This is a genomic window from Variovorax sp. V15 (assembly GCF_041154425.1).
GTDB lineage: Bacteria > Pseudomonadota > Gammaproteobacteria > Burkholderiales > Burkholderiaceae_C > Variovorax > Variovorax guangxiensis.
In genome coordinates this window covers 3,736,544-3,759,330 of sequence record NZ_AP028659.1, presented here as the reverse complement: position 1 = coordinate 3,759,330, position 22,787 = coordinate 3,736,544, and the positions used below count along the sequence as shown (strand labels likewise).

Below are 22,787 nucleotides of genomic sequence, written 5' to 3'. Positions count from 1 at the left end.
ATGCCGATCATGAACACGACCGATAATCCGTCTTCCAAGGCCGATCTGGCGGTGACCCATGTTTTGGCGCAACTGCTGGAAAAGCTCGAGCACAGCCCTGTACCCGTGGGTGCAGAGCAGTACCGCTCCGTGGTCGAACACCTCGTGCATGAGTTCGAGGACATAGGGCAGGGCGCCGAACTCGGTCGCCTGCTCGATGCGTATCCGGCCGCGGCAGAGGTGTACGAGAACCTCAACTACCAGCACGCCGGGCTTTGCCGCTCGGCGTTGGACGCTTCCCTGGCGGCCGAAATCAGCGCCCGGGAAGCCATTGCACGCGCGATGCGCCGTGCAGAACCGAACAGCAAGGATCAAATGCATGGCGAAGGGTGAAGTGAAGACGGCAGTGGTGGCGGATGGCCTGCGCTACAAGTCGAAGGCGCCGGGGTCGCCATTTCGCGCCTCGGCCTCCTTCAGCGGGGCGACCATGTCGTGCTTCATGTGCGGCAAGCACCGCGTGCGCTCGCAACTGCGCACCCGTCAGGTGCTGGGCAAGTCGCAGACCGTCTGCGCGCCTTCCTGCAAAGCGCTCGACGAAGCCCTGGAGTAAGGGCGTCCTGCCTCTGGGGCGGGCTGGCTGCTACCACATCGGAGAGGCATTTTGGAGACATTTCCTCGTGCATAAGTCACGGATTGGCCTTCCACATTCCCGGTAATCGCTATACAGTTGGACACAAATGATGCATGTAATTGCATGTAATCAAAGGTTCTACTAGTAGCTGATTTCCAATGAATTGCTGCCACGCTGTCCACACCCAATGCGGGACATGGAATTCGACCTTTCCAGAAGGGTTCCGCCATGGCTAAGTCGCGTCACGTGATCATGCAGGTGGTCAAGCGCTCCTCCGGCAGCGCCACGCACCACGTCGAATTCCTGATGGACGACACCTTCGCCGAGCGCCTGCGCCAGCTGCGCTCGCTGGTGCCTCCCCTGGGCAGCCTCAACAAGCAGCGCGACCTGGTCATAGACAAGGTGCGCGTGCGCCTGCCCAACGCCATCTGGCGCTCGGGCAACGAGATCGAGATGGACGGCGGCGTGGACGGCTCCTGCATCGTCATCGCCGCCGAAGGCTCGTTCAACTGCGGCGGCAAGGACCGCAAGACGCGCGAGAAGCTCGTGACGTACAACTTCTCGATCGCCCGCCTGGTCGAACTGCACGCCGAGCGCCCGGAAGGCGAGACCCTCTACATCCGCGACGGCGTGTTCGCCAACGACGAGCCGGCCGACTCCCCGGCCGGCCGCTGGGTCGCGTCGATGCACGAGCTGGAAGTGGTGATGCGCGTGCCGGATGCCCCGTCCGACTTCGACACCCTGCACGACCTGCAGATGCGCCCCGAGCACCAGCAGGCCGGTGGCAACACGACGACCCGCGCCACCTTCTTCTGAGCGATTGGGCGCGGTCCGGCGCCGTCAGCGCGCCGCCGCCGCCTCGGGTGCCGCGCCCACCGGCGTGTACTGCGCCCGGTTGTCCGCGAGCCAGCGCGTCGAAAGGCTGCTGTCCTGCTGCATCGGATGGAAATCGGGGCGCAGGTAGCTGCGCCAGCCGGCGAGATTGCCGCGCAGCAAGCCATCACGGCTCAGCAGGATGCGCGCGGCGCTTTTCCAGGTCGACCATTTCCACAACTGCTTTTCCTGGCGCAGGTTGTCGATGGTCTGGCGCATCAGGTCGCCCAAAAACATCATCGTGACGCGGCGGAACCAGCGCGTGCGCCATTCGTCGGAGCCGCCCGCGGCCCTGTAGATGTCGAAGGCCACGCTCTTGTGTTCGAGTTCCTCGGCGCTGTGCCACAGCCACATGGTGCGCAGCCGGGGTTCGGCACCGTCGAGGACGGCGGGGTGCGCCAGCAGCCACTCGGCGAACATGGCCGTGAAATGCTCGGTGGCTGCCGTCACCGCCAGCGCATGGCGCGGATCGGCGCCTTCCATCAGCTCCATGCGCTTGCTGGCGCGGGCGGTCCAGCGGTCGACCAGCCCCTGTTTCTCGAGATGGTTGTTGAAGAGCGAATGGATGCGCCGATGCGTGGCTTCCTGCCCGATGAACCCGCGCACGTCGGCCTTGTGCTGCTCCTGGACCTCGGGCGGCAGCGTGGCGACGGCGTCGCGCACCGCGTCGATGAAGAACTGCTCGCCGAAGGGAAAGCTCATCGACAGCGCATTGAAGAAGGCGGTCGAGAATGCGTCGCCGCCGCACCAGTCACGGGCGAACGGCGGTTGCAGGTCGATCAGAAGGCGGCGTACGACAAGATCGGTCATGGGAACAAGCCTCGGAAAAGCGCGGATTGCGTGGAACGGAATTGCTGGTACATCTTCGTACCGCGCGCCGCCATGTTGCAATCGCGACTTGGTACTGTCAAGTACCGGGGCGTAGGAAAATGTGTCGTCCATGAGCGAAACCATCGAAAAATCAGCTCCGTCCAAGTCCGCGGAGGGCCCTGGGAGCGAGCACTACGCGCGTCTGCTCCAAGGCATGGCGCATGCCGTGGCTGCCAAGGGCTATGCCGAGACCACGATTGCCGACATCGTGCGCGAGGCGGCAGTGTCGCGCCGTACCTTCTACGAGCACTTCAGCACCAAGACCGAGTGCCTGATCGCGCTCTATGAAACCGCCAGCCGCCTCGCGCTGCAAACGGTGAGCGAGGCCTTCGACCCGGCCCAGCCCTGGCATGCGCAGGTCGAGCAGGCCATGACGGCCTATTTCGATTACCTCGCGCAAGACCCGGTGCTGCTGCGCACGCTCTTCGTCGAGATCCTGGGGCTCAGTCTGCCGGGGCTGGCGGTGCGCCGCCGGGTGAACGACGAGATCGCCAATTTCATCCAGACCGCCATCAACACCAGCTCGGACGGCAATACCGACGGACCCGCGGTGCACCTGACGAGCGAGATGGCGATGACGGTGGTGGGCGGCATCAACGAACTGGTGCTGCAGGCCATCGAGCAGAACAGGGCAGGCGATCTGCGGGACCTGGTGGAACCCGCCACGCGGCTCGTGCGCGCCGTGGCCGCAGAGAGCCGGCGCTAGGCTTGCTTCGGGGCCGTGGCCGTGAGCCGCAGCGTCAGGAGTCCCGCCAGCGTCAGCGACAGCAGCACGCCCAGATGGGGCAGCACGTCATGCAGCGGCGCACCCATCTGGTTGAGTCGCAGCGAGGCCTGGATGCCTGCGGTGCTCGGAAAGAGCCACCGCAGCGCCTGCAGCGGCTCCGGCAGAGCTTCCACAGGCCAGGAAAAGCCCGAGAGGAACGCCATCGGCAGCGCCGTGAACAGCAGCACCTGCAAGGCCCGTTCGCGTTCGCGGAACCAGCAGCCCAGCAGCAGTCCCAGCGTGCAGATCGCTGGCACGTAGAACGCGAGCAGCACCAGCGCCCCCAGGGGATTGCCGCCGCGAGGGTAGTCCTGCAGGAAGAACACCCAGCCGAAGTAGAAGACACCGCTGAGGAAGCCGAACGCCGACAGCGCCCCCAGCCGGCCCAGCCAGGCGCCCATCGATGCCCGCAGCCGCCCGGCCTCGGCCCACGTGCCCGCCAGCATCGCCACGCCCATCAACAGCGTCTGCTGCAGGATCAGCAGGGCCACCGCCGGCACGACATAGCTGCCGTAGCCCTCGGTCGGATTGAACAGCGCGACGAGCTGCGTGTTGAGCGGGCTGCGGCTGCGCGCCGCCTGGATCGCGCTCTGGCCGCCGGCCTGCAGCTTGCGGATTTCGACGCCCGCCGACACCGTGCCGACGGCCTCCGAGAAGCCGTACAGCACCGCCTTGTTGAGCAGCGCATAGGCGCCGTTGCCCTCGATGGTGACCACGGCAGAGGTGCCGCGCAGCACGCTGCGCTTCAGGTCGGCCGGCAAGAGCGCGTAGCCCTCGATCTCGCCGCGCCACAGCGCCTGCTGCGCCTCGCCCACGTCGCCCGTGACCATGCGCACGTCCAGCCTCGGATTGGCCAGCGCGAAGCGCGCGATCTGCCGCGACAGCGCGGTGTGGTCCTGGTCGACCACCGCCACCGGCACACGCGTCACCGCCTGCGTGCCGTAGGGCCACGGATAGAAGAAACCGTAGATGACGGGCGCGAGCAGCATGATCAGCAGCACGCCCTTGTCGCGCAGCACCGCGAGCGCCGTCTCGCGCCATGCGGAGCCGAAGCGAAGGGCTTCGTCAGCCATCAGCGTCCTCCCCAGCTTTCGGGCGCCTTGGCCGCCTTCACCAGCGCCCCGGCGCATGCGGCCATCAGCACGCCCGTGCCCACCACCATCCACAGCGGCGTGGCCACCGAGTACGCCACCGGCGCGCCCATCTGCAGCTGCTCCATCTGCACGCGGATGTAGTGCGTGTAGGGCAGCAGCTTGGCCCAGGCCTGCGCCAGCAGCGGCATCGCGACCAGCGGAAAGCCGACACCGCCGAACGCGAAGGCCGGCGCCGTGATGAAACCCGTGGCCGACAGGGCGGTGCGCAGCGAGCGCGTGAGTGCCGCCACGAAAGCTCCCAGCGCGATCGACAGCGCCAGGAAAACCAGCAGCGCAAAGAGCGTCCACCCGAGCGAGCCGGCCGGGTGCCAGCCCCGGCCCGCGGTGATCCACAGCATCGCCGCCAGCGCGACCACCGACAGGCTCGCGAACGCCAGTGCCAGCTTGCCCGCCAGCGCGGCCAGCGCCTCGTGCCAGCGGGGAGAGGCGCCCAGCCATTCGCCGATGCTGCGGTCGCGCAGCTCGCGGCCCACCGCCCAGGCTCCGGCCGTCATCGCGAGGATGTGCAGCAGCGCCGGAATCAGCGCGGCCCCGAGGAACTGCTCGTAGTCGGTCGACGTGTTGAAGAGCGCCACCATGCTGGCCTTGATCGGCTCCATGCTCACGCGCGCCGCCTTCATCGACTCGCCGCGCTTGCTGCGCACCGTGAGCTCGACCCCGCCCGATACGGTGCCGACGGCGGTGCGCACGTCGCGCTGGATCAGGCTCGAATGCGTGCCGAGCTGTGCGTTGTGCAGCAGCACGATCTGCCCGACGCGGCCTTGCTTCACGTCGCGGCTCAGCTCGCGCGGCAGTTGCACCGCCGCGTCGACGTCGCCGCTTGTGAGCGCGCGCGCCATCTCGGCTTCGTCGCTGTAGCGCTGCGCCACGCGCAGGCCGGGCGTGGCATCGAGAAAGCGCACCACCTGCCGCGAGAGCGAAGAGTGGTCCTGGTCGAGCACGCCGATCGGCAGCCGCTCGGGCAGGCCGGCCGAGAAGATCCACCAGATCAGGAACACCGCCAGCAGCGGCACCCACGAGATCATCGCGAGGTCCCACGGTCGCGTGCGCAGCAGCGCGAACTCGCGCCTTGCGCTGGCGGTGGAGAAGCCGCGGAGGCTCATCGCGAACGGACTCAGTCCACCAGCACGCTCATGCCGGGCCGCGCGCCTTCGATTGGCTTGAGCGGACGTGCCCGGACCTCGAAGGTGCGCACGTCGAAGCCGGTGCCGCCGCGCGTGGCTCGCCACGTCGCGAAGTCGGGCAGCACGGCGCTGTAGTAGACCTTGAAGCGGGCGGTGCGCTTGCCTTCGGGCAGCGCGGGCAGATGCGCGTCGAACTCGTTGCCGAGCGCGAAGCGGGAGAGCCGGTCTTCGCGCACGTTCAGCACCACCCACTGGTCGCTCAGGTCGACCACCGTGACCACCGCCACGCCCTGCGGCGAGAGCTCGCCGACCTTCGCCAGCACCTTGGCCACTTCGCCGCCGACCGGGCTGCGCAGCTCGGTCTCGGCCTTGGCGGCTTCGGCCTCGGCCACCACGCCCGCGACCTGGCGGGCCTGCGCGCTGGCTGCCGCCTTGTCCTCGGGGCGGGCGCCGGTGCGGGCCATGTCGTACTGCGCCTTGGCCGCGATGGCGGCGTCGCGCGAGGCTTTCCAGTTGGCTTCTGCTTCGTCGCGCTTCTGGTCGGCCACAAGACCCTCGCGCGCAAGTCCGTCGACGCGGCGGAACGATGTCTGCGCAAGCTGGGCCGCGGTTTCGGCGCGCTGCCACTGCATGCGCGCCATCTCCACTTCCTGCGGGCGGGCGCCGTTCTGCGCCTTCTCGGCGACGGCCTGCGCGGCCTGCTCGGCGGCGGTGGCCTGTGCGAGCTTGGCGCGGACCTCGGGGCTGTCCATGCGCACCAGCACCGTGCCGGCCTGGATGCGGTCGCCTTCCTTCACTGGTACCTCGGCGATGCGCGCGGTCACCTTGCCCGCGACGTCGGTCTCGCGCGCTTCCATCTGGCCCTGGAACACCTCGGGCGCCGGGCGCGAGGCGCGCCAGAAGCCCCAGGCGAGCAGCGCCAGCACGAGCAGGGCGGCGAATATCGCGATCAGTTTTCGGGTCTTGGCACTCATCATCAATTCACCTTCACGTCGGCACGCGCGATGTAGTCGGAAAACTTCTCGGAAAGCCCCGCGCTCTCGAGCAGTTGCGCGAGCGCCTGCACGTAGTCGTTGGCGGCCTGCGCGCGTTCGGTCAGCACCTTGGCCTGGTTGGTCTCGGCGTCGATCAGGTCGAGCGTGGTGCTCGTGCCCTCGCGCAGGCCGGCGGTGCGCAGCTTCACGACCTCCTGCGCGAGCTCGACCGAGGCCTTCATCTCCAGGTACTGGCGCCGCGCGTTCTCCAGCGCGCGCCAGTTGCGCTCGACCAGCAGCGAGATGTCGCTGCGCGCCTGCGCATCGGTGCGCTCGGCCTGCTCGACCTGCTTGAGCGAGGCGGCGGAGAGCTTGTCGCGGTCGACCGAGTCGTACAGCGTCCAGCGCACGCCGACGCCGGCCACCCAGTCGGCGTTGCCGCTCTTGAGCTCGCGCGTGCCGAAGGCGATCACCTGCGGGCGGCGCAGCGCCTCTTCGCCTTCGTGCAGCTGCTCGGCCTGCGACTTCTTGGCCGCGACCTTGTCCAGGCCCGGATGCCGCGTGAGCGCCGAATCGATGAAGTAGTTCAGCGGCTCGATCGGCGTGCTGATGAGAAAGAGCGGCGTCTGCGGCGCCACGCTGCCGTCGGCGCGCACCGTGCGCGCCAGCGCCACCGAGGCGAGCGCCGCGTCGTTCTCGGCCTTGCGTGCGTTGCGGCGGGCTTCTTCATATGCGGCGCTCGCCTGCAGCCGCTCGACGCGCGAGATCACGCCGGCCGCCAGCATCTTCTGCGCCGCCGAGTCGTGCTGCGCGATGGTGCGCTCGGCCTGCAGGCGCAGGGCGGCAGCGCGACGGGCGAGCTGTGCGCCGAAGTAGCGCTGCACGAGCAGGGTGTCGACCTCGTGGCCGGCTTGTTCGGCGTCGGCCTGCGCCTCGCGCGTCTGGGCCGAGACGAAGCCGCGCACCGCGTCGGTCGCGCCGCCCACGTAGAGCGGCCACACGGCCGAGATCGACGCGTTGGCGCCGGTGTCGTGGCGGTTGAGCGTGTAGCTGTTGGGCAGCTGCGGAATCGGCACGCGCGCGATCACGCTCTGGATGGAAGTCGGCAGCGAGGAGCCGAGTTGCCCAAGCCGCTGGTTGAGCGGATCGAGGTCGAGGTTCAGGTTCGCGTTGTAGGCATAGGCCAGCCCCGAGACGCTGATCGACGGGCCGCCCAGCCTCTTGAGGCCCTGGCTCTGCAGTTCCTTGGCGTCGACGGCCGCGCGCGCCGCGGCCAGCTTGTCGGAGCGGTCGAGCATGCGGGCGCGGGCCGCGTCGAAGCTCAGGGAAAGGGTGTCTTCGCCGGTCTGTGCGAAAGCGGCGCCGCACAGCACGAGCAATGCCGGAAACAGGCTCAGCTTGATGGGGCTTGCGGCGTGGCAGGTTCGTGTCGTCATCGTTTCAGGTGGTCTTGCGCAGCAGGACGTCGAGTTCCTGCTGAAGGATCACGGGGAACGCGGCCTGCACCGCGCCGGTGGCGAGCCCTCGGGCCTGTTCGAGCAACTGGGCAGTTCGCCCGGCCTCGATGGCGTCGTCGCTCAGCAGGTTGTCCGCCAGCGCGCGCAGCCAATGGCGCGCCACGGTGCGCAGCGTGCGGACCATGGTTTCCTGCATGCTGATCGCAGCCTCCAGCGGCAGGCCGAGTGCGGCGAGCTGTTCGGCGATCTGGCCGAGCGCGGGGCTGAGCATCTGCACCTGGCCGTCGGGCAGCTCGCGCATGAGGCCGGCCTTGGTGGCGCGGGCGAGCAGGGCGGGTGTCATCTGGCCCTTCCATTTGGCGGCCAGCGCATCGGTCGAGACCACCACCGGCGTTTCCTCCGCGAAGAGGCTGCCCGAGACGGAGCGGGCCACGGCCACCAAGTCGCGCCAGGCCGAGGCCGGCGCGCGGCCGAAGATGCGGCGGATGGCTTCTATGCCGAAGCCCTGGTCGCGCAGTTCGCGGATCACCGCGAGGCGCTGCGCGTGCTCGTCGCCGTACAGGCCGAGGCGGCCGCGCAGCCTGGGCGGCGGCAGCAGGCCGGCGGTGGTGTAGGCGCGGATGTTGCGCACCGTCACGCCGGTGCGCGCTGCCAGTTCCTCGACGGAGAGTTCCCGGGCGGCATCGGTGACGGCTGAGGTGTTCATGTGACGGGCTGAATGTTACATCATCGATGTCACATAGCCTTGCCTAGACCTGGATCGTCGGCTTGTAGTCCGCCGGCAGCACTTCGTTCCACTTGCCGAAGATGGCCATCAGCCCGACGGCCACCGCGCCCGACAGCAGCACCGCGCCGCAGGCATGCGCCCAGCCGTTGTCGAAGGCACCGAACATCACGGCGCGGAAGGCCTGCACCACCCAGCTGAAGGGCAGCCAGCCGTGCACGTCGCGGAAGAAGCCGGCCGAAAGCTCCACCGGCAGCACGCCGCCGCCGGCCGACAGCTGCAGCGTCAGCAGCAGCACGGTGAGGATGCGGCCGAAGTCGCCGAACACGTGCAGGATCGCGAACAGCACCACCAGGAACACCAGCGAGGCCAGCGCCATCGTCAACGCCAGGGCCGGAACGTCGGGGGCCTGCACCCGCAGCACGCCCACCAGCGTGGCCAGCACCAGCGCCACCTGCAGCAGCACGACCAGCGCCGGCATGGTGATCTTGCCAAGCGTCTTCGCGAGCTTCGGGTAGTGGCTGTGCTCCGACAGCACGATGCGGATGTTGAACAGGTAGCCCGCCATCACCGCGCCGATCCACAGCGCCACCGACACCATGTTGGGCACGAAGGCGCTGCCGTTGTTGGCCACCGGCGCCACCACTTCGACCTTGGGCTCGACCGAGTCGGCCAGCCCCGAGGCGCTGCCCTGGATGCGGGTGATCGAGGCGGGCAGGGCGGCCTCGATGGTGCGCACGCCGGTCGACAGGCGCTCCGCGCCCTGGGCGAGCTGCGCGCCGCCCTGCACGAATTCGTCGAGCTTCCGGTCAGGGGGCAGCTTGCCGGACATAGTGTGGATGCCGGCCGCAAGCGCCGTCATGCCGTCGGTGAGCTTGACCACGCCGCCGTCGAGGGCCGTTGCGCCGGTCGCGAGCTTGTGGTTGCCGTCCTGCGCCTTGGTCATGGCCGCCTGCGCCTGTTCGATGCCGCCGCGCAGCTTGTCGGCGCCGGTGGCGAGTTCGCCCGCGCCCTTGGCGATGCGATCGCCCACGAAGGGGATGTCGGCCGTGTCCTTCTGCAGTTTGCGCGCGCCGTCGCCGAGCTGGCCGGCGCCGCCTTCCAGCTGCTCCAGCCCGTCGCCGATCTGCGCGAGCCCGCTGCCGAGTTCGCGCTGGCCCGACGCAAGCTGCTGCGAGCCGGCCTTGAGCGCGCGCAGGTCGGCGTCGGCCGGCAGCTTCGATTCGATGGTGCGGATGCCGCCGTTGACCTGCTTGAACCCGCTGCCCAGCTGCTGAGCCGCCGCGCTGTACTGGGCCGCGCCGCTGGCCAGCGTCTGGCTGCCGTCGCGCAGCTCCAGCAGGGCCTGCTTGAGCTTGTCGAGCCGCGCCTGCGAGCCGGAGGCCGCGCTCAGCACCAGCCCCCAGCGCTGCTCGTTGAGCATCTCGTTGACCTGGTGACCCAGCTCGCCCGCGAAGCGCCGCGCCAGGCCGGCCGAGCTGTAGTTGTTGCCCTCGGAGGTGTAGACCACGATCTGCCCCGCGCCACGCTGCGTGCCAGGCACCGCGTTGGCGCTGAAGTCGGGCGGGATCAGCAGCGCGAAGGCCAGCGTGCCGCGCCGGACCTCGGCGCGCGCGGCTTCGGTGTCGGTCATCGTGCGAAAGCCGAAGGCACGCTTGTCGAGCAGGGTCTGCGTGAGCTCGTCGCCGACGTTGACCGTGCGCGACATGTAGGTCACGCCCTGGTCCTGGTTGACGATGGCGGCGGGCAGGTCGGCCGTATGGCCGGCCGGGTCCCACACGCTCGAGAGATAGATCAGCGCATAGATCGCCGGCACCACGCCGACCGCCACCACGGCCAGCAGGATGCGCGGAAAGCGCCGCACAATCGCCAGCTCGGCCCGGGCAATGGCCCAGGTGCCGGCGAACAGTGCTTGGAGGTATCGCATGGGGCTAGGAGGCTACCAGCAGCGCCATGGCGGTGGGTCGCGCGAGAAAGGCGCTGGTCAGCCCGGCTTTCGTTGCGCGGGGTCGTAGAAGAACTGCTCCTCTGCGATGCGGTCGCCCTCCCAGCGCTGCCAGGCGATCTCTTCCATGCGCATCCTGCCGCCGCCCTTGAACGTGAACTCGAAGATCCAGTGGATCGCCACGTGGTCGCCGTTCACCAGCACCGGCCGCACGCAGGTGGAGGCCACCGACTCGGTGCGATCGAGCACGGCGGTTTCCTGCGCCACCAGCGTGCTGCGCCCGCGCCGGGGCTCGGCCTGGTTCTCTCGCATGGTGGCATCTTCGGTGTAGTAGTCCTCGATGGCCTTGGCATGCGCGCCGCCTTCGACGGCGGCGATGAATGATTCGAGTCGTTCGGGCGTGGGCATTCTCAGGACTTTACTTTGACTTCGACGCGGCGTGCCTCGGCAGGCGGGCCGTCGGCCTGCGACTGCTCCGGCTTCGCCAGCTCGATCTTGTCCTCGGGCGCGCCAGCGGCCTTGAGCGCATCGCTCACCGCCATCGCGCGCTGCTTGGCGAGTTCGGCGTTCCTGGCCGGGTCGCCGCTGGCGTCGTGGTAGCCGCTCACGAGCACGGTGCTGCCGCTCTGCACGGCCTTGATGACGTCGGCCAGGGCCTCCTTGGCGTTCGGCGCCACTTCGGAGCTGGCGCTCGCGAAGTAGAACTTCACGACACCGTTCTCCACCTTCACAGCGGCGGCTTCGGCGGCCGATACGGCGCCCGATGCGACCACCGCTGCAGGCGTCGACGGTGCCATGGCTGCCGGTGCCGTGGCGGCGGGCGGAGTCTCCACCTTCGCCGGAGCTGCCGCAGCCGCATCGCCCGCATGGAACTTCACCACCAGCGGCACGATGAGCAGCGCCACGATGTTGATGATCTTGATCAGCGGGTTCACGGCCGGGCCGGCGGTGTCCTTGTAGGGGTCGCCCACGGTGTCGCCGGTGACGGCGGCCTTGTGCGTCTCGCTGCCCTTGCCGCCGAAGTGGCCGTCCTCGATGTACTTCTTGGCGTTGTCCCAGGCGCCGCCGCCCGTGCACATGCTGATGGCGACGAACAGGCCGGTGACGATGGTGCCCATCAGCAGGCCGCCCAGCGCCTTCGGCCCGAGCACCAGGCCGACGATGATCGGCACCAGCACCGGCAGCAGCGAGGGGATCATCATTTCCTTGATGGCCGCGCCGGTCAGCATGCCCACGGCCTTGCCGTACTCGGGCTTGCCGGTGCCTTCCATGATGCCGGCGATGTCGCGGAACTGGCGCCGCACTTCCTCCACCACCGCGCCGGCTGCGCGGCCCACGGCCTCCATGGCCATCGCGCCGAACAGGTAGGGAATCAGGCCGCCGATGAAGAGGCCGACGATCACCATCGGATCGCTCAGGTTGAAGCTGATCGCCTGGCCGAAGCTTTCCAGCTTGTGCGTGTAGTCGGCGAAGAGCACCAGCGAGGCCAGGCCCGCCGAGCCGATGGCGTAGCCCTTGGTCACCGCCTTGGTTGTGTTGCCGACCGCGTCGAGCGGGTCGGTCACGGCGCGCACGCTGTCGGGCAGTTCGCTCATCTCGGCGATGCCGCCGGCGTTGTCGGTGATGGGGCCGTAGGCGTCGAGCGCCACCACGATGCCGGCCATGCTCAGCATCGACGTTGCGGCCACCGCGATGCCGTAGAGGCCCGCCAGCGAGTACGCGGCCAGGATCGCGATGCACACGAAGATCACCGGCCAGGCGGTGGAGCGCATCGACACGCCCAGGCCCGCGATGATGTTGGTGCCATGGCCGGTGGTCGAAGCCTGTGCGATGTGCTGCACGGGCTTGTACTGCGTGCCGGTGTAGAACTCGGTGATCCACACCAGCGCGGCCGTGAGTGCCAGGCCGACGAAGCAGGCGCCGAACAGCTTGAGCTGGCTGCCGCTGGCGGCGATGGCGTTGTCGGGAATAAGCCAGCTGGTGACGAACCAGAACGCGATCAGCGACAGGACGCCCGACACGGCCAGCCCCTTGTAGAGCGCCGGCATCACGTTGACCATGCCCGGCGAGGCCTTCACGAAGAAGCAGCCGATGATCGACGCGATGATCGACACCCCGCCCAGCGCGAGCGGGTACAGCACCGCGTTGGTGGGCGCCGCCGCGACCATCAGCGCGCCCAGCACCATGGTGGCGATGAGCGTCACGGCGTAGGTCTCGAACAGGTCGGCTGCCATGCCGGCGCAGTCGCCGACGTTGTCGCCCACGTTGTCGGCGATCACGGCCGGGTTGCGCGGATCGTCCTCGGGAATGCCGGCTTCCACCTTGCCCACCAGGTCGGCGCCGACGTCGGCACCCTTGGTGAAGATGCCGCCGCCCAGCCGCGCGAAGATCGAGATCAGCGAGGAGCCGAACGCGAAGCCGATCAGCGGATTGAGCACTGCCGACAGGCTGCGCCCCGCGGCCGGCGTGCCGCTGCCGATCAGCACCCAGTAGAAGGCCGACACGCCCAGCAGGCCCAGCCCCACCACCAGCATGCCGGTGATGGCGCCTCCGCGGAAGGCGACGTCGAGCGCCGGGCCGATGCCGTGCGTGGCCGCCTGCGCGGTGCGCACGTTGGCGCGCACCGACACGTTCATGCCGATGAAGCCGCAGGCACCGGAGAGCACCGCGCCCACGATGAAGCCGACGGCGGTGGTGAGGTCGAGGAAGACGGCGATCAGGATCGCGAGCACGATGCCGACGATGGCGATGGTGCTGTACTGCTTGGCGAGATAGGCGGAGGCGCCGGCCTGGATGGCCGCCGCGATCTCCTGCATGCGGGCGTTGCCCGCGTCCTTCGAGAGAATCCAACTTCGGGCCCAGAAACCGTAGGCCACGGCGACGAGACCGCAGACGATGGCCAGTATCAGGGGGGTGTTGCCGATCATGCTTTGCTTCTCCATTCGTTCGTTGTGACTAGTGGAGACGGACAGCACGGGCCCTCTGCGTGCAACGCGTACGGGACCGTGATTTCCGCCGCGTTGCTTCCTCGAAGCTCGCTGCACCGGGGGTGCGGAGCCGATTGGCCAACGGTTGCAATTTACAGGCAAAAACAGATGCGTGTGCGACCGGCCGGTGACACGGAAAGTAAACTCAGGGTTTGTCCCCGTCTCTCTCATACTTTTCAACTACTCGAAAAACGTCATGTCCTTCGACAAAGTTTCCCCCGGCAAGAACCTGCCCGATGCCTTCAACGTCGTGATCGAAATCCCGATGAACGCCGATCCGATCAAGTACGAAGTGGACAAGGAATCGGGCGCCATCTTCGTCGACCGCTTCATGACGACGGCCATGTACTACCCCGCCAACTACGGCTACGTGCCGCAGACCCTGTCGGGCGACGGCGACCCGGTCGACGTGCTGGTGATCGCCCCGTACCCGCTGCTGCCGGGCGTGGTGGTGCCCTGCCGCCCCCTGGGCATCCTGATGATGGAAGACGAAGCCGGCGTAGACGGCAAGGTGCTGGCCGTGCCCACCGACAAGGTGCTGCCCATCTACAGCCACTGGAAGTCGGTGGACGACGTGAACCCGATGCGCCTGAAGGCCATCAGCCACTTCTTCGAGCACTACAAGGACCTGGAAGCGGGCAAGTGGGTCAAGGTGCTGGGCTGGGAAGGCATCGACTCGGCCAGGAAGGAAATCCTGGACGGCGTGGCCAACTACAAGAAGTAAGAAACTGAAAGTGAAAGCGGCAAGCTCGCCTATTCGTTCAGGAAGGGCGAGCGCCGCGGGTCGCGCACGAAGCTGCCGGCCAGCGCGGGTGCGCAGCCCGGTCCGTCCGATACGGTGACGCGGTCGGCGTCGAACCGCAGCGTGCGGGTGCAGCCGCTGGCCTCGCGCACCACGAGGCGCCGCTGCCCGTCGAGCACGTTCTTTCCCTGCAGCAGCATGTTCCCGCGCGAATCGGGGCAGATGTACAGATCGATGCTCAGCGTGCCGCCGACCTCCGGCGTCACGTCGAGGAAGCGGCCGTCCTTGGGGCATCGGCCCTCCACGTAGCGGCCCATCCACTGCAGAAGAGGGTGGCCGAGGTAGCTGATGCGCCGCTCGTAGTCCTGCTTCAGGCACTCGGCGTTGCCCTTGCATTCGCGGTTGCGAACGACGATCCAGTCGCGCTGGTCGCGTTTCAATAGGGTGGACCACTGGCCCGCATCGGGCATCTCGACCTGCCGCTTGTAGAGCGCGGCCATCGCCTCGTCCTGGCGCGAGAGGCCGGGGTCTGCGCAGATCGCCTTCTCGGTGGCGTTGCCGGCCTTGGCGCAGTCGAAGCTGGCGGCCGTTGCCAGCGGCGCGGCGGCAATGAAGCAGAGTGCCGTAATTGCTCGGCGTGTGGATGTCGGCATGCGGGGATCTCCTCGAAGCCGATGCTAGGAGAGGCCCGGCACGCCGTCGATGTGCCAAACGGACAAGGGCGCTATGCCCTTGGACAGAGAGAAGCCTCAGCCCCGGACGGCGTCGCCCGCCAGCCGCATCCATTCGCGGTTGACCGAGCGTGCGTGCGAGTTCCAGTGGCGCGCGGCCTGCTGGAGCTCGTCCCACTGGCGCTGCGCGCCGGCGGTGTCGCCTTGCTGCGCGAGCCACGCGATGTAGCGGGCGCGGGCCTCGACGGTGTTGTAGCGGCCGAGCGCGTCCTCGAAGGCCTGGCGGGCTTCCGCCTGCTGGCCGTCGGCGGCGAGGGCGCGTGCGGTGAGCACCGCCACTTCGTCCTTGCGGTAGTCGTCGCGCGTGGAGCGCAGCGTATGCAGGGCCTGCAAGGCGTCGCGCCCGGCGGTGGCGCCGCCTGCGGCGAGCAGGGCGCTGGCCAGGCCGAACTGCAGTTCCGGGTCGGAGGCCAGCGGGCCCTTCAGCGCATCGCGGTAGTGGCCGACGGCGTCGGCGGCCTGGCCCCTGTCGAGCGCGGCCCTGGCGAGGCGCAGCTTGTTCTGGGCGGTGGGAGCGAGGTCGTAGGCCTCGGCGGCCGCGCGGTACTCGCGCTCGGGGTCGATGAAGCCGATGGCCGCGTTCGCCACCTTGCCCGCGGTGCGCTGCATGCGCGAGGCAGGGAGGTACTCGACCACGAAGTACACGATGCTGCCCAGCAGCGGAAAGCTGAAGAGGATGAGCAGCCAGTACATCTGCTTGCCGTGGCGCATGGCATGCACGGCGAAGAACAGTGCGATGAGGACGTGCAGGCCCAGTCCCAGGAATGGCATCGATTTCTCTCTGAGTTGTTGTGGATGGCGGGCGCTTTTATAGCAGCGCGCCATGGCACTCAGGCTGACTTGAAGGGGCTGCGCTCGCCCAGGTGGTCCATGTAGTTCTCGATGCCCGCGCCCTCGCGTTCGAGAAAGCGCTCCACCGCGTCGGCGAAGGACGGATGCGCCAGCCAGTGGGCGCTGGTGGTCTTCACCGGCATCAGGGCGCGCGCCATCTTGTGCTCGCCCTGGGCGCCGCCCTCGAAGCGTTGCGCGCCGTGCTCGATGCACCAGGCCAGCGGCTGGTAGTAGCAGGCCTCGAAGTGCAGGCAGTCGACGCGCTCCAGCGCGCCCCAGTAGCGACCGTAGGCAACCAGCGGCCTGTCGGTATCCGTCGAGAGCGCGATCAGGCTGCTCGCCATCGGCTTGCCGTCGCGCTCGGCGATGAAGAGCAGCCACGCCTCGGGCATCGTGTCCGCCATGCGCCGGAAGAAGTCGCGCGTGAGGTAGGGCGGGTTGCCATGCTCGCGGTAGGTGCGTTCGTAGCAGCGGTAGAAGAAGTCCCAGTCGGCCTTGCGGATGTCAGCGCCGCGCGACCAGCGGAAGCTCACGCCGGCGTCCGCCACCTTGCGGCGCTCCTGGCGGATCTTCTTGCGCTTGTCGTGGGAGAGGCTCGCGAGGAAGGCGTCGAAGTCGGCGTAGTGCGCGTTCGTCCAGTGGAACTGCACCGTGTTGCGCAGCATCAGGCCCGCTTCGGTGCAGGCGGCGATGTCCGCATCGGCGCCGAACAGCAGGTGCAGCGACGACAGCTCGAGCTGCTTGCACAGCGCAATGAGCCCTTGCACCAGCAATGTGCGGCTTTCGGCATCGCGCGCCAGCAGCCGTGCCCCGGGCACGGGCGTGAACGGCACCGCCACCACCGCCTTCGGGTAGTAGGCGAGCCCGTGCTGCTCGTAGGCATTGGCCCAGGCCCAGTCGAAGACGTATTCGCCGTAGGAGTGGTCCTTGACGTAGAGCGGGCACGCGGCCTGCAACTGCTCGCCCTGCCAGAGCGTGACGAACTGCGGCAGCCAGCCGCTGTCGGGTGCGGCGCTGCGGCTGTCGGTCAGGGCCGAGAGGTATTCGTGGCGCATGAAGGGCGACGGCTCGGCCTGGGTGGCAAGCAGCGCGTTCCACGCTTGCGGGCTCACCTCCGACGGAGACGGCAGAACCCGAATGACATAATCGTCCAAGCCTTTTTCTTCCTTCTGTATGACGCTCAAGCTCGCCATCGCGCAACTCAATTTTGTGGTGGGCGACCTCGCCGGCAACGCGAAAAAGATCGTCGATGCCGCACGCGATGCCCATGCCCAGGGTGCGCGCCTCCTGCTGACGCCCGAACTCTCGATTGCCGGCTACGCGGCGGAGGACCTGTTCCTGCGCCCCGCCTTCACCGAAGCCTGTGATGATGCCGTGAAAGGCATCGCCGCCGCTCTGGCCGACCTCAAAGACATGGTCGTGGTGGTGGGGCATCCGACCGGCGGCAGCCTGCGCAGCCGCTCGGTGGCCGTGCAGATGCGCCACAACGCCGCCAGCGTCATCAAGGAAGGCCGCATCCTCGAAACCTACGCCAAGCGCGAGCTGCCCAACTACCAGGTGTTCGATGAGCGCCGCTACTTCACGCCGGGGCAGGGCACCTGCGTGTTCGAGGTGGAGGGTGTCTCGGTCGGACTGCTGATCTGCGAGGACGCCTGGTTCGACCAGCCGGCCGAGCTGGCGCGCGAAAGTGGTGCGGAGGTGGTGGCGGTGATCAACGCCTCGCCGTACCACGTGGGCAAGGAGGGCGAGCGCGTCGCGCGCATGGCCGACCGGGCGCGCGCGGTGGGGCTGCCGCTGGTCTATGCGCATCTTGTTGGCGGGCAGGACGAGGTGGTGTTTGACGGTGCCTCCTTCGCGCTGCAGGCCGACGGCTCCACGGCGATGCAGGCCGAGAGCTTCCGGGAGAAGCTGGTTTTCGCGCAGTTGGAGCGCAAGCCGCAGGGCGGCGTGGGCTTCGTGGCCGACCCTGCTGCCGTGGCGCCGCCACGCGATGCCGAAGCCCAGCTCTGGGACGCCCTGGTGCTCGGCGTGCGCGACTACATCGGCAAGAACGGTTTTCCGGGTGCCATCCTGGGGCTTTCGGGCGGCATCGATTCCGCCCTGGTGCTCGCGATCGCGGTCGATGCATTGGGCAAGGACAAGGTCCGCGCGGTGATGATGCCTTCGCCTTACACCGCCGACATCAGCTGGATCGACGCGCGCGACATGGCTGGCCGGCTGGGCGTGCGCTACGACGAGATTTCGATCAGGCACACCTTCGAGTCATTCAAGGGCGCGCTGGCGGAGGAATTCAAGGGCCTGCCCGAGGACACGGCCGAGGAGAACATCCAGGCCCGCATCCGCGGCACGCTTCTGATGGGGCTGTCGAACAAGTTCGGCTCCATCGTGCTCACCACCGGCAACAAGAGCGAGATGGCCACCGGCTACTGCACGCTGTACGGCGACATGGCAGGGGGCTTCGCGGTCATCAAGGACCTGCTCAAGACCACGGTTTTCGCGCTGGCGCGCTGGCGCAACGCCCACGACCCGTATGGCACGGGCAGCGAGCCGATCCCCGAGCGGATCATCACGCGTCCTCCCAGCGCCGAGCTGCGGCCCGACCAGACCGACCAGGACAGCCTCCCGCCCTACGACATCCTTGACGGAATCCTGGCACGCTACATGCAGGACGACGAGGGCATCGACGAGATCATTTCGGCCGGCTATGAGCGCGCGGTGGTCGAGCGGGTCGCGCGGCTGATCAAGATCAACGAATACAAGCGGCGCCAGGCGCCGGTAGGCATCCGGGTCACCCACCGAAGCTTCGGCAAGGATTGGCGTTACCCTATCACCAGCAAATTCAACGAAACCGCCGGAGCGCAAAAACCATGAAGCAGATCACCGCCATCGTCAAACCCTTCAAGCTCGAGGACGTGCGCGAGGCCTTGGCCGAAGTGGGCGTCACCGGCCTGACCGTGACCGAAGTCAAGGGTTTCGGCCGCCAGAAGGGGCATACCGAGCTCTACCGAGGCGCCGAATACGTGGTCGATTTCCTGCCCAAGATGAAGGTCGAAGTGGTCGTCAACGAGGCCGACGTGGAGCGCTGCATCGAGGCCATCGTCAATTCCGCGCGCACCGGCAAGATCGGCGACGGGAAGATCTTCGTGACTGGCGTGGAGCGCATCGTGCGCATCCGTACCGGCGAGGAAAACGAGAACGCTGTCTGATTGGTTCGCCCCCAAGCTGCGCGCACTTCGTGTCGCTGCGCCAACCCCCTTCCGGGGGCAACACCTGAGGCCCGGCGGAGCCGGTTCCTCGGTGTTTCTGGAATGGCTTTTCCGGGGTTGCCTGGGGGTCAGAGGTTTTCCGAGAGGCGGTCTTCGCGCGGGTGCAGCGGCACCTCGGCGCGCAGCGCGGTGAGCAGTTCGGGCACGTCGGTGCCTGTGCGGATCAGGTCCATCTGCCAGTCGCCCATGAAGCCCTCGCGCACGCTGTGCGCCAGGAAGGCGAGCAGGCCGTCGTAGTAGCCGGCGGTGTTGAGGATGCCGGTGGGCTTGTCGTGGTAGCCGAGCTGGCGCCAGGTCCAGATCTCGAACAATTCCTCGAAGGTGCCGATGCCGCCCGCCAGGGCGATGAAAGCGTCGGCGCGCTCTCCCATCATGGCCTTGCGCTCATGCATGGTGTCGACCACATGAAGCTCGTCGCACAGGGGGTTGGCCAGTTCCTTGTCGACCAGCGCCTTGGGGATGATGCCGACGACGCGGCCGCCGGACTGGCGGGTGGCCTCGGCCACGGTGCCCATCAGGCCGGTTCGGCCACCGCCGTAGACAAGTTGACCGCGATGCTGGCCGATCCATTGGCCGACCGCCTGTGCGGCTTGGGTGAATTCGGGACGCTCGCCGGGGCGCGAGCCGCAGTACACACAGATCGAAAATTCAGGAGTCATCCCGCCATCATGCCGCAGGCGGTGGGCCGTCTCATGACATGAAGCGCTGCCACAGTGCCGCGGCCCAGATGCCCCCGCACAGCGTGAGCGACAGCAGCACGGCGGCGCTGCCCATGTCCTTGGCGCGCTTGGAGAGGTCGTGCCACTCGGGCCCGATGCGGTCGATGGCGGCTTCCACGGCCGTATTGAGCAGCTCCACGATCATCACGAGGATGGCGCTGCCTGCGAGCAGCGCGACCTCGACCCAACTGCGCCCGAGCCAGAAGGCGGCCGGGATCATGACGATCGACAGGATGGCTTCCTGGCGGAATGCGGGCTCGCTCCAGCCGGCGCGCAGGCCGTGCAGCGAGATCAGCGTGGCATGCCAGACGCGCTCGAAGCCCTTGCGGGCCTTCTGCGGGTTGACGGCGGGATCGGGAAGCTTCGGCACGGCACTCATCGGCGGCTCATCGGTTTGGAGGTGATGAGCCGTGTACCGGCCCAGGCGTCGTGCCAGAACTGGCGGTCGGGGTGAAAACGCGCCAACACGGCCCAGACGGCCACCCAGCCGAAGATCAGCACGGTCGATTCGCCGCCCGACAGCTTGAAGGGCGCGATGGCGGCCAGCGGCGGCAGGAACCAAACCCAGCTCAGCAGATAGCGCGCGAGCGCGCGGCGCTGGCTCACGGGCCGGCCGAGCATGTCGACGATGCGGATGTTCCAGGTTTTCATGGCGAGGGTCTGGCCTTTGGTCCAGAACCAGACGAAGTACACGCCGAATACCACGAAAAGGAAAGCCTGGAGCAGATGGCGCCGCGAATCCATGGCGTCGCGCATCTGGCCGAGGGTGCTGAAGAGCCAGCCCGAGACGAACACCACCGCGAACAGCAGCATGCCCTCGTACAGCCAGCAGGCCATGCGGCGCCAGAGGCCGGGCACTGCGGAAACAGGAGCGCTGGCTGCGGGAGGGGTGGAGGAGGCGGGCTGGTCGGAGCCTGAGGCTTCGGAAGAGCTGGAAACCATCGAAGCCTTGCGGTCAGGGGGCCGAGGAGGAAGGCGGCTGCTCTGCTGCCGACGACGGCGCCGGCACCTGGGCTTCGGCGGGAACCGGTGGAGTCGCCGAGCTGGACGCCGGGGCAGAGGCTGCCGGCACCACGGAAACCGCTGGCGTCGCCGCCGAGGCGGCGGGTGCACGCTCGGGCGGTGACGACACCAGCACGGTCGTGGCCGGCGCGGCGGCAGGCGCGGGCGGCGGGGCCAGCAGGATGCGCGGTGTGTGCTGCCCGCCTGGGGTGATGGCGGGTACCGGCACGAGCTTCTGGGACGACACCGGCCGCACGGGAATGGCGGCGCCGCGTGGCTTGGGCGGAGCGCGCTCGGCGAGCTTGCGCTTTTCTTCTTCGCTCAAGGCTTGATACTGCTCCCACTTGACCTTGCGCTCGTCAGCCGGAATGCGCTTGACCTCGGCGAAGTTCAGGCGGGCCTGGGCGCGCTGCTGGTTACTCAGGGCGGCCCATTCGATCATGCGGCTATGCAGGGTGGACTGGTCGTCCGCGGACATGCTCCCGAAGTTGCGCGAAAGCGCCAGCCACTTCCGCTTCTGTCCGATGTTCAACGTGTTCCAGTGGGTACCCAGGGGTTTGAGCGCCTGCTGTTGCTCGGCCGTGAGCTCGCTCCAGAGCGGCTTGGTCGTGGAGACCGCCTTGGGACTGGAGGCCGGCGCGGAGCTTCCAGCCGCTTTCGAGGCCGCCTCGGAGTGAGGCTGGGCGCAGGCAATCGTCAGGCTGAAGGCCGCGACAACAAACGCCCCTGCCCAAACAACTGCGCCCGCCGGAAGCGGGCGCAACGGGCGGGGGCTGTTCGCGCTGGAAGTGGAACGGCGTCGCATTCGATCGATGAAGGTTCAGTCGGAGGCGTTTTCGGCCTTGAGAAATTGGGCAAAACCGGGGTCGGTATAGGCGGCCGGAGGGAGATCGCCCGTCAGCAGCGCGGAGTCCACTTCGGCCAGCTCGCTGGCGCGGTCGTCGTCCTGCATCACGCTGATGGTGATCAGGCCTGCGACGAGTGCGATCAGCGGCACCACGGAACCGATACGGGTCCACCAGCTGCCGCCCATGGTCAGCGTATGGCCCGACTGAACCACCACAGGCGCCGTCCTCAATTGCGGGGCCTGCTTGCGCGCCGCAACGGCCTGCGCGCGCGCCACGCGCAGCCGCTCGCTGATGTCGTGCGGCAATTCGCCGTTGCCGGCCGAAAGGCGGGCGGCAAGACGCTTGCCGAACTGGTCTTCGGCGACGGTGTTGGTTGAGGTTGGAACCTTAGTGTTCATAGCGACATTCCCTTGGCCTTGAGCGCCTTGCTCAGAGCGTGGACGGCTCGCGAGCAATGGGTTTTGACGCTGCCCTCGGAGCAGCCCATCGCGGCGGCCGTCTCTGCGACGTCCATTTCCTCCCAGTAACGCATCAGGAAAGCCTCGCGTTGACGGCCCGGCAATGCTGCGATCTGCTCCTCGATTTCCTGGAAGATCTGGGCACGGCGGGTCGTGTCTTCGGCGCTCTCCGACTCCCTAGAGTCGGCCGGCGAGACGAAGTTCTCCAGCAGGTCGAAATCTCCGTCTTCGTCGACCGAATCGAAATCGCTGAGGTTGGAGAACAGGGCGCGCCTGGTTTTCTGGCGGCGGAACCAGTCGAGCGTGCAGTTCGACAGGATGCGCTGGAACAGCATCGGCAGCTCGGCCGCGGGCTTGTCCCCGTAGTGCTGGGCCAGCTTCATCATGCTGTCCTGCACGATATCGAGGGCCGCTTCTTCATCCCGCACGTGATAGACCGAGCGCTTGAAAGCGCGCCGTTCGACGCTTTTCAGGAAGTCGGAGAGTTCTTGTTCAGTGGCCAAGCGAGAGGGGGCGCGCAGGGCGCGCCGCGTGGGAATGGGGTCTAGCGATCGCTACGTTTATCGCCGCGGATTATGCCTTTGTAGCTTTACAAGGCAGCTGAAGCGAATATGAACGCCCGGAAATGTCATAATCCGGGTCGCAAGTCAAAAGGCAAACGGGTCACGGTCCGGCGGAACATCAGTCCGCTCATGGCTTTGGCCTC

At 67.8% G+C, this 22,787-nt stretch carries 25 protein-coding genes; 7 read left to right on the top strand and 18 right to left on the bottom strand.

From position 1 onward, the window contains the following. The 3 genes from ACAM57_RS17775 (at position 1) to ACAM57_RS17765 (ending at position 1,426) form a co-directional block, all read left to right on the top strand. Complete coding sequence (locus ACAM57_RS17775; protein ID WP_126019109.1) at positions 1 to 372, top strand: hypothetical protein; 372 nt, start codon at positions 1 to 3, stop codon at positions 370 to 372. Continuing rightward, positions 359 to 589, top strand: a complete 231-nt coding sequence (locus ACAM57_RS17770) for a hypothetical protein (RefSeq protein WP_019653008.1) — start codon at positions 359 to 361, stop codon at positions 587 to 589. The genes ACAM57_RS17775 and ACAM57_RS17770 overlap by 14 nt, the downstream gene beginning before the upstream one ends. A gap of 249 nt (positions 590 to 838) precedes the next feature. Then, entirely contained in the window at positions 839 to 1,426 is a 588-nt protein-coding gene (locus ACAM57_RS17765) for a hypothetical protein (protein ID WP_184638407.1), read from the top strand. Positions 1,427 to 1,450: 24 nt separating this feature from the next. On the opposite strand, the gene ACAM57_RS17760 is transcribed toward ACAM57_RS17765, so the two are convergent. After that, positions 1,451 to 2,293 carry a metal-dependent hydrolase gene (locus tag ACAM57_RS17760; protein ID WP_126019114.1) on the bottom strand — a complete coding sequence of 281 codons (843 nt, stop codon included), beginning with the start codon at positions 2,291 to 2,293 and terminating at the stop codon, positions 1,451 to 1,453. Positions 2,294 to 2,423: 130 nt separating this feature from the next. On the opposite strand from ACAM57_RS17760, the gene ACAM57_RS17755 reads away from it, so the two are divergent. Beyond that, positions 2,424 to 3,059, top strand: coding sequence for a TetR/AcrR family transcriptional regulator (locus ACAM57_RS17755; RefSeq protein ID WP_369658340.1), 636 nt, complete (start codon positions 2,424 to 2,426; stop codon positions 3,057 to 3,059). On the opposite strand, the gene ACAM57_RS17750 is transcribed toward ACAM57_RS17755, so the two are convergent. The 8 genes from ACAM57_RS17750 to ACAM57_RS17715 are packed head-to-tail and all read right to left on the bottom strand — an operon-like array spanning position 3,056 to position 13,424. Further along, positions 3,056 to 4,192, bottom strand: coding sequence for an ABC transporter permease (locus tag ACAM57_RS17750; RefSeq protein WP_369658339.1), 1,137 nt, complete (start codon positions 4,190 to 4,192; stop codon positions 3,056 to 3,058). The two genes, ACAM57_RS17755 and ACAM57_RS17750, sit on opposite strands and share 4 nt — an antisense overlap. Next, positions 4,192 to 5,376: an ABC transporter permease gene (locus ACAM57_RS17745; protein WP_369658338.1), complete on the bottom strand. Its 1,185-nt coding sequence runs from the start codon at positions 5,374 to 5,376 to the stop codon at positions 4,192 to 4,194. The genes ACAM57_RS17750 and ACAM57_RS17745 overlap by 1 nt, the downstream gene beginning before the upstream one ends. Positions 5,377 to 5,387: 11 nt before the next feature. After that, positions 5,388 to 6,371: an HlyD family secretion protein gene (locus ACAM57_RS17740; RefSeq protein ID WP_369658337.1), complete on the bottom strand. Its 984-nt coding sequence runs from the start codon at positions 6,369 to 6,371 to the stop codon at positions 5,388 to 5,390. A gap of 2 nt (positions 6,372 to 6,373) precedes the next feature. Then, complete coding sequence (locus ACAM57_RS17735) at positions 6,374 to 7,807, bottom strand: TolC family protein (protein ID WP_369658336.1); 1,434 nt, start codon at positions 7,805 to 7,807, stop codon at positions 6,374 to 6,376. Positions 7,808 to 7,811: 4 nt separating this feature from the next. Beyond that, positions 7,812 to 8,534: a MerR family transcriptional regulator gene (locus ACAM57_RS17730; protein ID WP_369658335.1), complete on the bottom strand. Its 723-nt coding sequence runs from the start codon at positions 8,532 to 8,534 to the stop codon at positions 7,812 to 7,814. A gap of 43 nt (positions 8,535 to 8,577) precedes the next feature. Beyond that, entirely contained in the window at positions 8,578 to 10,479 is a 1,902-nt protein-coding gene (locus tag ACAM57_RS17725) for a YhgE/Pip domain-containing protein (RefSeq protein WP_184638391.1), read from the bottom strand. Between the two features lie 57 nt (positions 10,480 to 10,536). Continuing rightward, entirely contained in the window at positions 10,537 to 10,905 is a 369-nt protein-coding gene (locus ACAM57_RS17720) for a nuclear transport factor 2 family protein (RefSeq protein WP_126019129.1), read from the bottom strand. Between the two features lie 2 nt (positions 10,906 to 10,907). Beyond that, positions 10,908 to 13,424 (bottom strand): sodium-translocating pyrophosphatase, encoded by a 2,517-nt coding sequence (locus ACAM57_RS17715; protein ID WP_369658334.1) that lies wholly within the window; start codon positions 13,422 to 13,424, stop codon positions 10,908 to 10,910. Positions 13,425 to 13,680: 256 nt separating this feature from the next. Between ACAM57_RS17715 and ppa the strand changes: the two genes are divergently transcribed. Beyond that, a complete protein-coding gene (gene ppa, locus ACAM57_RS17710) occupies positions 13,681 to 14,208 on the top strand; it encodes an inorganic diphosphatase (RefSeq protein WP_126019134.1) in 528 nt (175 codons plus the stop codon). A gap of 29 nt (positions 14,209 to 14,237) precedes the next feature. Here ppa and ACAM57_RS17705 read toward each other — a convergent pair whose 3' ends face one another. The 3 genes from ACAM57_RS17705 to ACAM57_RS17695 form a co-directional block, all read right to left on the bottom strand. After that, positions 14,238 to 14,879, bottom strand: a complete 642-nt coding sequence (locus ACAM57_RS17705; RefSeq protein WP_369658333.1) for a lysozyme inhibitor LprI family protein — start codon at positions 14,877 to 14,879, stop codon at positions 14,238 to 14,240. Positions 14,880 to 14,975: 96 nt separating this feature from the next. Beyond that, positions 14,976 to 15,728 (bottom strand): hypothetical protein, encoded by a 753-nt coding sequence (locus ACAM57_RS17700; protein WP_369658332.1) that lies wholly within the window; start codon positions 15,726 to 15,728, stop codon positions 14,976 to 14,978. Between the two features lie 59 nt (positions 15,729 to 15,787). Continuing rightward, positions 15,788 to 16,942, bottom strand: coding sequence for a GNAT family N-acetyltransferase (locus ACAM57_RS17695; protein ID WP_369658331.1), 1,155 nt, complete (start codon positions 16,940 to 16,942; stop codon positions 15,788 to 15,790). A gap of 19 nt (positions 16,943 to 16,961) precedes the next feature. Between ACAM57_RS17695 and ACAM57_RS17690 the strand changes: the two genes are divergently transcribed. Further along, positions 16,962 to 18,659 carry an NAD+ synthase gene (locus tag ACAM57_RS17690; protein WP_126019142.1) on the top strand — a complete coding sequence of 566 codons (1,698 nt, stop codon included), beginning with the start codon at positions 16,962 to 16,964 and terminating at the stop codon, positions 18,657 to 18,659. Beyond that, positions 18,656 to 18,994: a P-II family nitrogen regulator gene (locus ACAM57_RS17685; RefSeq protein WP_056518066.1), complete on the top strand. Its 339-nt coding sequence runs from the start codon at positions 18,656 to 18,658 to the stop codon at positions 18,992 to 18,994. Before ACAM57_RS17690 ends, ACAM57_RS17685 begins: the two co-directional genes overlap by 4 nt. 128 nt (positions 18,995 to 19,122) lie before the next feature. On the opposite strand, the gene ACAM57_RS17680 is transcribed toward ACAM57_RS17685, so the two are convergent. Genes ACAM57_RS17680 through ACAM57_RS17655 form a run of 6 tightly spaced genes read right to left on the bottom strand, consistent with a single transcriptional unit; the run spans position 19,123 to position 22,584 of the window. Further along, positions 19,123 to 19,713 carry a TIGR00730 family Rossman fold protein gene (locus tag ACAM57_RS17680; protein WP_369658330.1) on the bottom strand — a complete coding sequence of 197 codons (591 nt, stop codon included), beginning with the start codon at positions 19,711 to 19,713 and terminating at the stop codon, positions 19,123 to 19,125. Positions 19,714 to 19,744: 31 nt separating this feature from the next. Beyond that, positions 19,745 to 20,152 (bottom strand): diacylglycerol kinase, encoded by a 408-nt coding sequence (locus ACAM57_RS17675; RefSeq protein ID WP_369658329.1) that lies wholly within the window; start codon positions 20,150 to 20,152, stop codon positions 19,745 to 19,747. Then, positions 20,149 to 20,715: an RDD family protein gene (locus ACAM57_RS17670; RefSeq protein ID WP_369658328.1), complete on the bottom strand. Its 567-nt coding sequence runs from the start codon at positions 20,713 to 20,715 to the stop codon at positions 20,149 to 20,151. Before ACAM57_RS17670 ends, ACAM57_RS17675 begins: the two co-directional genes overlap by 4 nt. 13 nt (positions 20,716 to 20,728) lie before the next feature. Further along, entirely contained in the window at positions 20,729 to 21,580 is an 852-nt protein-coding gene (locus ACAM57_RS17665) for a DUF3106 domain-containing protein (RefSeq protein ID WP_369658327.1), read from the bottom strand. Positions 21,581 to 21,595: 15 nt separating this feature from the next. Beyond that, complete coding sequence (locus ACAM57_RS17660; protein ID WP_369658326.1) at positions 21,596 to 22,021, bottom strand: DUF3619 family protein; 426 nt, start codon at positions 22,019 to 22,021, stop codon at positions 21,596 to 21,598. Then, entirely contained in the window at positions 22,018 to 22,584 is a 567-nt protein-coding gene (locus ACAM57_RS17655; RefSeq protein WP_369658325.1) for an RNA polymerase sigma factor, read from the bottom strand. Before ACAM57_RS17655 ends, ACAM57_RS17660 begins: the two co-directional genes overlap by 4 nt. Between the last annotated feature and the right edge of the window lie 203 nt (positions 22,585 to 22,787).